Annotated in this window: 13 protein-coding genes; 8 read left to right on the top strand and 5 right to left on the bottom strand. The window is 61.1% G+C overall.

From position 1 onward, the window contains the following. Positions 1-542: 542 nt before the first annotated feature. Positions 543-1,820, bottom strand: a complete 1,278-nt coding sequence (locus ACVWVP_RS06275; RefSeq protein WP_178924735.1) for a serine/threonine transporter — start codon at positions 1,818-1,820, stop codon at positions 543-545. A gap of 284 nt (positions 1,821-2,104) precedes the next feature. On the opposite strand from ACVWVP_RS06275, the gene ACVWVP_RS06270 reads away from it, so the two are divergent. Both ACVWVP_RS06270 and ACVWVP_RS06265 read left to right on the top strand, forming a co-directional pair. Further along, on the top strand, positions 2,105-2,719 hold the full coding sequence (locus ACVWVP_RS06270; RefSeq protein ID WP_457404760.1) for a TetR/AcrR family transcriptional regulator: 615 nt from the start codon (positions 2,105-2,107) through the stop codon (positions 2,717-2,719). Between the two features lie 183 nt (positions 2,720-2,902). Further along, a complete protein-coding gene (locus ACVWVP_RS06265; RefSeq protein ID WP_457404758.1) occupies positions 2,903-3,448 on the top strand; it encodes a cysteine hydrolase family protein in 546 nt (181 codons plus the stop codon). On the opposite strand, the gene ACVWVP_RS06260 is transcribed toward ACVWVP_RS06265, so the two are convergent. Continuing rightward, complete coding sequence (locus ACVWVP_RS06260; RefSeq protein WP_178924730.1) at positions 3,445-3,765, bottom strand: hypothetical protein; 321 nt, start codon at positions 3,763-3,765, stop codon at positions 3,445-3,447. The genes ACVWVP_RS06265 and ACVWVP_RS06260 overlap by 4 nt on opposite strands. Beyond that, on the bottom strand, positions 3,762-4,097 hold the full coding sequence (locus ACVWVP_RS06255) for a hypothetical protein (RefSeq protein WP_457404755.1): 336 nt from the start codon (positions 4,095-4,097) through the stop codon (positions 3,762-3,764). The genes ACVWVP_RS06260 and ACVWVP_RS06255 overlap by 4 nt, the downstream gene beginning before the upstream one ends. A 181-nt stretch (positions 4,098-4,278) precedes the next feature. Between ACVWVP_RS06255 and ACVWVP_RS06250 the strand changes: the two genes are divergently transcribed. The 3 genes from ACVWVP_RS06250 (at position 4,279) to ACVWVP_RS06240 (ending at position 7,206) form a co-directional block, all read left to right on the top strand. Then, on the top strand, positions 4,279-5,232 hold the full coding sequence (locus ACVWVP_RS06250) for a 2-hydroxyacid dehydrogenase (RefSeq protein ID WP_178924728.1): 954 nt from the start codon (positions 4,279-4,281) through the stop codon (positions 5,230-5,232). 129 nt (positions 5,233-5,361) lie between these two features. Then, a complete protein-coding gene (locus ACVWVP_RS06245; protein ID WP_457404752.1) occupies positions 5,362-6,429 on the top strand; it encodes a phosphotransferase family protein in 1,068 nt (355 codons plus the stop codon). Positions 6,430-6,438: 9 nt separating this feature from the next. Then, positions 6,439-7,206, top strand: coding sequence for an SDR family oxidoreductase (locus ACVWVP_RS06240; protein WP_094952746.1), 768 nt, complete (start codon positions 6,439-6,441; stop codon positions 7,204-7,206). Positions 7,207-7,444: 238 nt separating this feature from the next. On the opposite strand, the gene ACVWVP_RS06235 is transcribed toward ACVWVP_RS06240, so the two are convergent. Further along, positions 7,445-7,888: a carboxymuconolactone decarboxylase family protein gene (locus ACVWVP_RS06235; RefSeq protein WP_457404749.1), complete on the bottom strand. Its 444-nt coding sequence runs from the start codon at positions 7,886-7,888 to the stop codon at positions 7,445-7,447. Between the two features lie 154 nt (positions 7,889-8,042). Here ACVWVP_RS06235 and pdxR point away from each other — a divergent pair, with 154 nt between their 5' ends. From pdxR to ACVWVP_RS06220, 3 genes are all read left to right on the top strand, one after another. Further along, positions 8,043-9,476, top strand: coding sequence for a MocR-like pyridoxine biosynthesis transcription factor PdxR (gene pdxR, locus ACVWVP_RS06230; protein ID WP_457404746.1), 1,434 nt, complete (start codon positions 8,043-8,045; stop codon positions 9,474-9,476). Positions 9,477-9,561: 85 nt separating this feature from the next. Further along, entirely contained in the window at positions 9,562-9,843 is a 282-nt protein-coding gene (locus ACVWVP_RS06225; protein ID WP_259171626.1) for a putative quinol monooxygenase, read from the top strand. 96 nt (positions 9,844-9,939) lie between these two features. Further along, positions 9,940-10,341: a cupin domain-containing protein gene (locus tag ACVWVP_RS06220; protein ID WP_259171627.1), complete on the top strand. Its 402-nt coding sequence runs from the start codon at positions 9,940-9,942 to the stop codon at positions 10,339-10,341. Between the two features lie 124 nt (positions 10,342-10,465). Here the strand turns inward: ACVWVP_RS06220 and ACVWVP_RS06215 are convergent, their stop codons facing one another. Continuing rightward, positions 10,466-11,095, bottom strand: a complete 630-nt coding sequence (locus ACVWVP_RS06215) for a DNA-3-methyladenine glycosylase I (RefSeq protein WP_178922483.1) — start codon at positions 11,093-11,095, stop codon at positions 10,466-10,468. Positions 11,096-11,296 lie beyond the last annotated feature (201 nt).

Genomic DNA, 11,296 nt, shown 5'->3' with positions numbered 1-11,296 from the left:
TCGCGAGCAAGCCCGCTCCCACAGTTGGAATGTGGGGTGTCAGGTAGGGGTGGGTTGGTTGAGTGGCCGCCATCGCAGGCAAGCCCACACATTAGAACCGTGTACATCCAATAACACTAAATCGCCTGATAGGCCGCCTTCGCGAGCAAGCCCGCTCCCACAGTTGGAATGTGGGGTGTCAGGTAGGGGTGGGTTGGTTGAGTGGCCGCCATCGCAGGCAAGCCCACACATTAGGACCGTGTACATCCAATAACACTAAATCGCCTGATAGGCCGCCTTCGCGAGCAAGCCCGCTCCCACAGTTGGAATGAGGGGTGTCAGGTAGGGGTGGGTTGGTTGAGTGGCCGCCATCGCAGGCAAGCCCACACATTAGGACCGTGTACATCCAATAACACTAAATCGCCTGATAGGCCGCCTTCGCGAGCCAGTCGAATCGTCGCACCGCCGCCCCCACCGTTTGAATCGATTGCCCCCGTGCTGCGCGCACAAAAAAGGCCGATTCGCGGTATGCGCGAATCGGCCTGTGTCGTTGCCGCCTGGAATCAGGACAGCAGCGAATAAATCAGCGCGGTGATCGCCACCAAGCCAACGGCCGTGACAAACACGTTGGACGCCTGCCCACGGTACTTGGCCATGGCCGGTACCTTACGGATGGCATACATCGGCATCAGGAACAGAATCGACGCGATAACAGGACCGCCCAGGGTCTCGATCATGCCGAGAATGCTCGGGTTAAGCGTGGCGACAATCCAGCACACCACCAGCATGAAGGCTGCGGTCATGCGGTCCAGCGCCTTGGGGGCCGGGCGGCGCCCCGTCTTGACCACCAGGCCCTTGAGGCCTTCGCTGGCGCCGATGTAGTGGCCCAGGAACGACTTGGCAATCGCCACGAACGCGATCAATGGCGCGGCAAAGGCGATGGTCGGGTTGTCGAAGTGGTTGGCCAGGTAGGACAGGATCGACAGGTTCTGCGCTTTCGCTTCGGCCAACTGCGCCGGCGACAGGGTCAGCACGCAGCTGAACACGAAGAACAGCACCATTACGACCATCAATAGATGGGCGCGGGACAGGATCTGCGAGCTGCGCTCATCGGCGTGGGCGCCGTACTGGCGCTTCTGGTCCACCGCGAACGCCGAGATGATCGGCGAGTGGTTGAACGAGAACACCATCACCGGGATGGCCAGCCACAGGGTGTTGAGCAGCGCCGAGGGGGCCGGCACTTCACTTGCAGTGCTGAGGATGCCGCCGGTCCAGTGGGGGATCAGGTACACGGCCAGGAACAGCAAGGCCACAATAAACGGATACACCATCAGGCTCATGGCCTTGACGATCACTTGCTCGCCGCAACGTACCACGGCCAGCAGGCCGAGGATCAGCACAAACGCCAGGATCGCCCGGGGCGGCGGCATGATGTGCAGTTGATGCTCCATGAAGCTGCTGACGGTATTGGTCAGTGCGACGCTGTAGATCAACAGGATCGGGAAGATCGCAAAGAAGTACAGCAGGGTGATCAACGCGCCGGCCTTGATGCCGAAGTGCTCTTCGACCACGTCAGTGATGTCGGAGCCTTCACGGCCGGACAGGACGAAACGGGTCAGGCCACGGTGGGCAAAGAACGTCATCGGGAACGCCAGCACCGCCAGGATCAGCAGCGGCCAGAAGCCCCCCAGGCCGGCGTTGATGGGCAAGAACAAAGTACCGGCGCCAATGGCGGTGCCGAACAGGCCAAGCATCCAGGTGGTGTCCTGGCGGCTCCAGCTTGTGAGGGTTGCAGGTGTCGTCTCATAACGTTGGTCGACGCTATTGGCCTGATCATTCATCCGGTCGGATCTCCGCATTTCCATAGCCGGGACGAGTCAGAAAAACCTGACAGGCAGCGCCCCGACCATAACAGGGGCGCGATTGTCCGGGATTCTCCTGAATAAGCAAAGACTTAGCTGAGGAACGGTTAGGCGGTGCAGACGCTCAAGGGTGGCTAAAAGCGCCAGTTTACGCCGGCTCCAGCGCCGCTGCGGGAATACATTCCCCAACAAATCTATTTTAGATTGCCGGGCATTCCTGTACTTTTTAGCGCAGTGCCCGCCTTTATCCCGAGAACCTCGCCATGCCCCGCGTCTCCCGCAAACAAGCCGAACTCAACCGCGAAATCATCGTCGAGGCCGCCACGCGCCTGTTCCGTGAACGCGGGTTGCATGGCATCAGCCTGTCGGACGTGATGGCCGCCGCCGGCCTGACCCACGGTGGTTTTTACGGGCACTTTGCCTCCAAGGAAGCCCTGGCCACCGAGGCGTGCCAAAAAGCATTTGAACAATCAAACCTCGGCTGGCAAGAAAAGATCAGCGCCAGCGCCGACACGCAGTCGGCCCGCGAAGCGATCCTGCGCCCGTATTTCTCGACCCACCACCGCGACAACCCGGGGGACGGCTGCCCGATCTCGGCCTTCACCCCGGACATGTGCCATGAACCTGCCGACACCGCCTTGCAGCACAGCTTCATCAACGGCGTCGAACAGTCGCTGGACGTCTTCGAGCAACTGCGGGATGACAGTCGCCAGGCCATGCTGGCTAACTACGCGATGATGGTCGGCGCCTTGGTGCTCGCCCGCGCGACTCGGGGCAGCGGCTTATCAGAAGAGTTCCTCGACGCTGCCCGAAACACGCTTTTGCCCGAGAAGAAAACAGACACTTGCGTTGACAGCCACTTACCCGCCACCGCATGATCAGGCCATGAACCTTATCCAGCTGTTCCTCACCCGTACCATCACCACGACCGCTTATGGCGGGTCGTGCGGTGACCGTGGGTGCGTGAACTAGACACACCCCGGAATCACCCCAAGGCCCCGCCAGCAATGGACGGGGCCTTTTTATTGCTCCGTCACCTGGCACCCACAAGGAGCACCACCATGGCTAATGCCCTGCTGATCATTGACATGCAAGTCGGCCTGTACGACGGCCCGCAAAAACCCTTCGAACGAGCGCGCGTACTCGACACCATCAACCTGCTGATTCAGCGCGCCCGCGCCGCCCACGCACCGATCTTCGTCGCCCGCCACACCGGCCCGGCCGGCTCGCCCATCGAAGCGGGCAGCCCGTTCTGGCAGCTGTGGCCTGGCCTTGAGGTCGATGAAGCACGGGATTATCTGTTCAACAAAACCCGCCCCAGCTGCTTCCTGGGCACCGACCTGGCGGAGCGCCTGGCGGCAGCAAACGTCGATGAGTTGGTGATCGTGGGGATGAAAACGCAGTTCTGTGTCGACACCACGTGCCGGGTGGCGGTTGAGCTGGGGTTTTCGGTGGTGTTGCCGGAGGATGGCCATACCTGCATGGACACCCAGGCACTGTCCGCGAAGGCGATCATCGACCATCACAATGCGACGCTGGCGGGAGCATTTGTGAAGCAGGTCAAAGCGGTGGATGTCTGGCGTTCGGCCGTGGCTACCGCCGACTAAAAAGCCGAGGTCTTGCGCAGTTCGCCATTGATGGCGTCCTGCGCTACGTTCAGTTGTTCTACAAGCTCTGCGGTTTCGTGTGCCGTCAATGCCACAACCGGACGATCCCAGTCGAAATTCTTGATGACATTTATCCGGAAACCACCCGAAGCATCAAACTCAGGGTACCAACCCACATCCAGCAGTAGCCCACCGGCAAACTCCACCTGGAGCATATCTTCTTTCAGCAAGTCGGTTTGTTTTGCCACCGCAATGTCCTGCAGCAGTGACAGATCGTCATGGGTGACTGTGCCACCGCTAAAGTTGAACGCGATCAATTTGTTAACCTCATGAATTCCTGTTCAGAAATCGGGTGGCCATGAATGGCACCTGCACTGAGTTCTACTCGCACCCAGCGGCTGAGTTTTCCATGACTGGCTCCGATGCAATGCTGGCATTCCATCACTTTCCAGGGTTTTCCGTTGGTGGTGGGCACTCTAATTTTAGAGGCCTCTCGTTCCAGCTTTTCAATAGCGATGCCGGGCCGGTATTTGGCCGGGCCGACCACTGTACTGGCGATGACCGTTCTCCAGGGGACAAGCGTTGAGGGGCCGTGTTTGTAACCGTATGGCGTCCATTCGATCTCTTCGGGTATGGCAGGAACAAGCATCCATGTCGTCTCTGCTGGTGGGAAAGTCGACAAAGTCTGGCTCAGTACACCCACCCTGGACGGACGGTTTTGAAATTCAGACAGGCCTTACGAAAGAACAAAATTTTCTATCCCAACAAAACGCTCCGTCTTACAAATCACGCATACTGCCCCTCTCAAACCCTTCAGGAAGAGCCTTCCGATGTCCACCACCGTTCTGGTCCTGGTTGAAACCATCAACGAATACCTGCAAATCATCGAGAGCAATGACTTTCACGTGATTCTGGCGCCGACGCCTGCCGAACGCGCCCAGGCGATCAAGACCCATGGTGGGCAGATCAAGGCGGTGCTGACCCGTGGCCCACTGGGGTTGTATGCCGAGGAAATCGCCGCCTTGCCGTTGCTGGAGATCATCTGCGTGATCGGCGCCGGTTATGAGCACGTGGACCTGCAAGCCGCGAGCAACCGTGGGATTGTCGTGACCAACGGCGCCGGGGTGAACGCGCCGTCGGTGGCCGACCACGCCATGGCGCTGCTGCTGTCGCTGGTGCGCGGTATCCCTCAGACAGACGCCGCCGTACGCCGCAGCGAATGGCCCAAGGTGATGCGCCCCTCCTTGGGCGGCAAGCAACTGGGCATCCTCGGCCTGGGTGCGGTGGGCATGGAAATCGCCAAGCGCGCCTCCCTCGGGTTCGGCATGGAGGTGAGTTATCACAACCGCCAGCCTCGCGATGACGTGGACTACACCTATTGCGCAACCGCCGTGGAACTGGCGCGCACCTCGGACTTCCTGATCCTGGCCACCCCCGGGGGTGCAAGCACCCGTCACCTGATCGATCGCCACGCCCTCGACGCCTTGGGGCCCAACGGCTACCTGGTGAACATCGGCCGTGGCAGTGTGGTGGTCACCGCCGACCTGGTGGCGGCACTGGAGCAGCGCCGGATCGGCGGCGCCGCACTGGACGTGTTCGACGATGAGCCCAAGGTGCCCGACGCGCTCAAGAAGCTGAGCAATACCGTGCTCACCTCCCACGTCGCCGGCCTGTCGCCGGAAGCGGCCCATGACACCGTGCAGCGCGTCGCCGACAACCTGGTGGAATACTTCGCCGGCCGCCCGGTACTCACGCCGGTCGCCCTGCCCCCGCCCACTAAATGACCGATCAGGCACGCTGATCATCATCCAACACGCTAACCTATTAAGCCGCCCCGACCTTGTCGCCTGGCGGCTGCGCGCATTAGATTAGGAAATAGTCCGAGGCCTTTAGAATAAGCAGAAGGGATAAGCATGGCGCTTAACGACCAATCGACCCAGATTCGCCCAGGCGAAGAACTTGATGCCAGCCTGATCGATCCCTACCTCAAGGCCCATATCCCGGGCCTGAGCGGCACGCCCAAAATCAGCCAGTTCCCCGGCGGCGCGTCGAACCTGACCTACCTGCTGGAATACCCGGGCCAGGAATTCGTGCTGCGCCGTCCACCCTTTGGCCACAAGGCCAAGTCAGCCCACGACATGGGCCGCGAATACCGCATTCTCAATCAGCTCAAGGACGGCTTCCCGTATTGCCCCAAAGCCTACGTGCATTGCACCGATGAGTCGGTGATCGGCGCCGAGTTCTATGTGATGGAGCGGGTCAACGGCATCATTTTGCGTTCCGACCTGCCGGCCGAACTGGGCCTGGATGCGGCCAAGACCGAGGCCCTGTGCAAAAGCTTCATCGACAAGTTCGTGGAATTGCACCAGGTGGATTACACCGCCTGCGGCCTGGCCGACCTGGGCAAGCCGGAAGGCTACGTGGAACGTCAGATCCGTGGCTGGAGCGACCGCTACGAGAAAGCCCTGACCCCCGATGCGCCGCGCTGGGAAGCCGTACGCGCGTGGCTCAACGACAAGATGCCGGCCGACCACCCGACCTCCAGCATCGTGCACAACGACTACCGCTTCGATAACGTGATCCTCGACCCGCACAACCCGATGCAGATCATCGGCGTACTCGATTGGGAGCTGACCACCCTCGGCGACCCGCTGATGGACCTGGGCAACACCCTCGCCTACTGGATCGAAGCGGCAGACCCGGCGCCGGTGCAACTGATGCGCCGCCAGCCAAGCAATGCGCCCGGCATGCTCACCCGTCGCCAGTTCGTCGACTATTACGCCGAGCGCTCGGGCATCCAGATCGACAATTTCGACTTCTACTACACCTACGGCCTGTTCCGCCTGGCCGGCATCGTGCAGCAGATCTACTACCGCTTCTTCCATGGCCAGACCCAGGACAAACGCTTTGCGCAGTTCATTCACATGAACACGCTGCTGGAGCAGATGAGCCTGAACGTCATCAGCAAATCGTCCCTTTAAGGAACCGCTATGTCCAAGACCCACCTGTTCGACCTCGACGGCAAGATCGCTTTCGTTTCCGGCGCCAGCCGTGGCATCGGTGAAGCCATCGCTAAATTGCTGGCCCAGCAAGGCGCCCATGTGATCGTGTCCAGCCGCAAGCTGGAAGGCTGCCAGCATGTGGCCGATGCGATCATCGCCGACGGCGGCAAAGCCACCGCCGTGGCCTGCCACATCGGTGAAATGGAACAGATCACCCAGGTGTTCGCCGGTATCCGCGAGCAGTTCGGGCGCCTGGATATCCTGGTTAACAATGCGGCCACCAACCCACAGTTCTGCAACGTGCTGGACACCGACCTCGGTGCGTTCCAGAAGACTGTTGACGTGAACATTCGCGGCTACTTCTTCATGTCGGTGGAAGCCGGCAAATTGATGCGCGAGAACGGCGGCGGCAGCATCATCAACGTGGCGTCGATCAACGGAATCTCCCCGGGTGTGTTCCAAGGCATCTACTCGGTGACCAAGGCCGCGGTGATCAACATGACCAAGGTGTTCGCCAAGGAGTGCGCGGCGTTCGGCATTCGCTGCAACGCCCTGCTACCGGGCCTGACCGACACCAAGTTCGCCTCGGCACTGGTCAAGAACGATTCGATCCTGAAGATGGCCCTGGCGCAGATTCCCCTCAAGCGTGTGGCCGACCCGAGCGAAATGGCCGGCGCGGTGTTGTTCCTGGCCAGTGATGCGTCCAGCTACACCACAGGCGTGTCGCTGAATGTGGACGGTGGTTTCTTGTCCTGATAATGCGGGCATCACCCAACTCAATGGTCAGTTAAGGAACCAAAGGGCGGCCAGGCTTTGTAGTGAGCGGGCTTGCCCCGCGCCGGGTGGCGCAGCCGCCCCAAACCAGACAACGGAGTTCTGTCTGGAAGAGCGCGGCGACTGAATTAGGGCGGCTGCGCCACCCGGCGCGGGGCAAGCCCGCTCACTACTCGGAATGAGGGCAAGCCCGCTCCCACATTTTTGATCGGCGGTGTGCTCATGTGTTTGGCGGTTGTTGCCGAAAACTCACCGCGAGGCGGTTCCAGCCACTGATGCTGGACACCGCCATGGTCAGGTCGACCAGTTCCTGCTCGCTGAATTCTGCGCTCACCGCCGCGTAGAGTTCATCCGAAACGCTTGAGGTCGGGAGCATTGCCACCGACTCGCACCAGGCCAACGCGGCCTTCTCCCGCCCGTTGAAAAACGGCGAATCGCGCCATACGCACAGCGCGAACAAACGGCGCTCGCTCTCCCCCCGTTGACGCGCAGCCATTGAGTGCATGTCCGTGCAAAACCCGCAGTGGTTGAGCTGCGAGACGCGGATCTTGATCAGTTCCAGCAACGGTTTCTCGATGGACAGCCCGAAGGTGGCGGCTTCCAGCATCAACATGCCCTTGAGCGCTTGCGGTGAGGCGGTGTAGTAATCCAGGCGGGGTTCCATGGGCGGTTCTCGTGCGGCCGGTGCGATGACAACCCAGCCTAAAGCCCTGGTGGCACCAGCCCTATAGCCAATCGACCGGATTATCGAGAGACCATTTTGAGGGCGCTGCGCGAGCGAGTAACCTTGGGGCAGATTCAGCGCCTCAGGATAAAACATGGAACTGCACGTGGTGATCAACGGCCGCAAGGACCTGGCCGAACAGTTGTACCAGCAACTGCGTGAAGCCATTGGCTCCGGGCGTCTGGCCGCAGGTGCGCAATTGCCCCCCAGCCGCCTGCTGGCCGAGCAACTGGGCGTGTCGCGCAAGACCGTCTCCGATACCTACGCCACCCTCACCTACGAAGGCCTGCTGGTGGGCAAGACCGGCCGAGGCACCTTCGTCAATGCCCATGCGCCCCAGGCCGAACGCGTGCAAACCGCCACCGACCTGGCGTGCGCCGCCAACCTGGGCAAATGGGCGGCGCTGCCCTCGCCCATGCGTCACCCCACCCGTGACAGCACGCTGCGCTACGAATTTATCGGCGGCGCCACCAGCCGCAACCAGTTCCCCCAGGATGAATGGCGTCGTTGCACCCAGGACGCCTTGCGCCGTATCGCCCAGAACAGCGGTTTCTACAGCCAGCCCGAAGGTTTGCCGGCGCTGCGCGAAGCCATTGCCGGGCATATCGCGTTTTCTCGTGGGGTCAAATGCCGCGCCGACAACATCGTGGTCACCAACGGCGCCCAGCAAGCCCTGGACCTGATCGCCCGCGTGGTGTTGGCACCGGGTACGCTTGTCGCCATGGAAGACCCCGGCTACAGCCCGGCGCGCCAGTTGTTCATGGCGATGGGCGCGCAGGTGGCCAGCGTCCCGGTGGATGAACAGGGCATCGAGGTGGACAAGATTCCAGACGGCACACGGCTGATCTACGTGACGCCGTCCCATCAGTTCCCCCTCGGCATGCCCATGAGCCTGGCACGTCGCGAGGCGTTGCTGGCCCGCGCCTTCGCGTTGGGCGCAATCATCATCGAAGACGACTACGACAGCGAGTTCCGCTACGAAGGCCGCCCCACCGACTCCCTGCAAAGCATGGATACCCGAGGCGTGGTGACCTATGTCGGCACGTTCTCCAAAACCCTGTTGCCGGAGCTGCGCCTGGGTTACGCCGTACTGCCTTCAGCGATTTACGGCGCCGTGCTCAAGGCCAAGCAACTGACCGACCAGCATAGCTCCACCCTGCCCCAATGGGCCCTGGCCAAATTCATCAGCGAGGGCTACCTGCTCAAGCATATCCGCCGCTGCCACACGGTGTATGCCGGGCGCCGCGAGCGCATCCTGCAACGCCTGGCGGCTGACCTGTCGCCGTGGTTCGAGGCAGTGCCGACGGTGGCAGGCTTCCACATGGCGGCGCTGTGCAAGGTGCCCGTGGATATCCCGCTGCTGATGGAACTGGCGCGCCGGGTAGAAGTGGGTTTGTACCCCTTGGATATATTTTTCCATGATGCGCCGGTACGCCCAGGTTTGATTATCGGCTTTGGTGCCATCGAAACCCTGGACATCGACCCGGCGCTGGACAAGGTGCGCGATATCCTCCAGCAGATTGGCTAGCGGATTTTCCGGCGGATTGGTCATTGGTCCTGGCTTCGTCAGGCTCTAGCCTGTGCACTGACCCCCGACCTCGGAGACCATCGCCATGCCAGCCTGTGCCTTCAATACCGTCCATATCCGTGCGGCCGCCGGGCGCTCAGCGGAACTGGGCGAGCGTCTGCAGCAGATAGCCGACGCGGTGCGCACCGCCCCCGGTTGCCTGGATTACGGGGTGCAGCGCGACCTGATGGACGCCGATCTGTGGATCGTCACGGGTCGCTGGATCAGTGGCGAACAGCTCAGCGCACACTTCGCGTTACCGGCCTTGCAAGGGTTTATCGAACTGACCCGTGAACACCTGGCCCGCTCCCTGGATTTCGACCACTGAAGCAATGGTCTCCTACTCTTAGCCTGGATTGGTTATTGGTCGCCCAGGCCTTGCGGCGTAGGGTGAAAAGGTCTCGAACCACTCGGAAACTTCGCCATGAAACGACTGCTCGCCGCCTCCCTGATGCTCGCCTCCCTCAGCGCCTTTGCCCACGAACCGGTGTACAACCAAGAGTCGATCAAGGTCTTGCAAGAGCACGCCCTGACTAACGTGCCGGGCAAGAAAACCATCATGCTCACCGTCGACTACGCCCCCGGCCAGGCCACTGTGCCCCATAGCCACACCGGCACTGCCGTGGCGTATGTGCTGCAAGGCGCGATCACCTCGCGGGTGAATGACGAGCCGGCAAAAACCTACCAGGTTGGCGAAACCTTCTATGAACCCGCCGGCTCGCGGCACTTTGAATCGAGCAACGCCAGCCAGACACAACCGGCGAAATTGCTGGTGGTGATGGTGCTGGATGACAAGGCCGAGGTGTTGACGCCCCTGCCCAAATAACCCGCCCCACACAAACCTGTGGGAACTGGCTTGCCTGCGATAGCGGTGTATCAGCCGAAACTTCTGTCACTGATACACCGCCATCGCCGGTAAGCCGGGCTCCTACAGGTTTGAGCGTGGGCTGTCAGGGGCGTTTGAACTGGCGGCGCAGGTTTTCGATCTGCTCGCGACACACGCAGCCTTCGAGGTGATCATTGACCATGCCCATCGCCTGCATCAGCGCATACATCGTGGTCGGGCCCACATAGGTCCAACCGCGTTTCTTCAAGGCTTTGGAGAGGCGCACCGAGGCCGGTGACGTCGGATTACCCGTCCAATAGGCCATGTCCACCACGGCCGGACGCTCCTCATCACTGGGCTCGAACGCCCACAACCAGCGCGCCAACGAACCCGTCTCATCCACCAGCTCACACGCCCGCCGCGCATTGTTGATGGTAGACACGATCTTGGCCCGGTTGCGCACGATGCCGGGGTCTCTCATCAAGCGTTCGATATCCGCCTCGCCGTACTGCGCCACCCGGCGAAAATCAAAGCCGTCGAACGCCGCCCGGAATTGCTCGCGCTTGCGCAGGATGGTGATCCACGCCATGCCCGCCTGAAAGCCTTCCAGGCAGATCTTCTCGTACAACAAGGTGTCGTCCCCTACCGGCACGCCCCACTCGTGATCGTGATATGGCGGGTACTGCGGTGCCGCCGTGCGCCAGGTGCAATGGGTGCGCCCGTTTTCGTCCGTTGTCAGCCCTGGTTTGTCCATCCATCACCTCATCTGCTCAGCCGTGGATGATAAGCGAAAAAAATTTGAGCCCGCCAACCGCTCAAGCATCACCCTCACCGACCAACTGGTCAGACCGGGACCGGTCAACCCCTGAATATTTACTTGTGATTTCAAAAAAACCCGGCGTAGACTGGCCCCGCACTGGACTTACCGGTAAGACCACAACAATTAAGCCCTGGA

This window comes from Pseudomonas sp. TE24901 (assembly GCF_054058375.1).
Note: the sequence above shows the minus strand (reverse complement) of the source record. Positions and strands in the feature narration are given on the sequence as shown.